Genomic DNA, 625 nt, shown 5'->3' with positions numbered 1-625 from the left:
CGCAGATAAGTCGATTTAGGGATGACTTTAAGCCCACAACCAGAATCTGGAACACCATCACCTAGTAATGCATGGCGCACTTTGTTCGCCACCTTCGATTGAAACCTAACCCAAGCTGTATCCAACCTTTTCGCTCGATAACCCGCGATGCAAAAATTCGGATTGCTGACTTTAGCAGCAAGCTCAAGCATCTTAGGCATATCCGACGGATCGTTCTGCCCATCAGCATCGGAGGTAACAATCCACTCGCCTTTTGCATGTTTGACGGCAGTTAACACTGCTGTGCTTTGACCGCAACTATGTTCGTGGCTTACCACTTGCAGGTCACACCCACATTCTTTAGCAGCTTCAAGTGCCTCTTGCACCGTATCATCGGTACTACCGTCGTCCGTAATGACAATTTCGACGTTAGGGTATTCTTCTAAACTGGCATGAATTTCTTTCACTAACTTCCCAATATTTCCTTGTTCATTTTTTGCAGGAATAACGACTGATATACTCGGTAACATAGCTCTAACCTTATGTGAACTCTCGACCTTGAAAGTTCTGAATGACAAATCTTTTACTTGTTATAAAAATTCCGGTACCAAGCGACAAACTCGGCAATGCCTTCTTCTACGGAAAC

1 protein-coding gene is annotated in these 625 nt (G+C 44.5%); it reads right to left on the bottom strand.

Annotated features, from left to right (window positions below; translation table 11 throughout):
• On the bottom strand, nucleotides 1-509 hold a 509-nt coding region (locus R7R24_RS28065; protein ID WP_318120354.1), incomplete at its 3' end, for a glycosyltransferase family 2 protein.
• Nucleotides 510-625: the final 116 nt, after the last annotated feature.

It is taken from the genome of Vibrio sp. 704, assembly GCF_033339295.1.
Note: the sequence above shows the minus strand (reverse complement) of the source record. Positions and strands in the feature narration are given on the sequence as shown.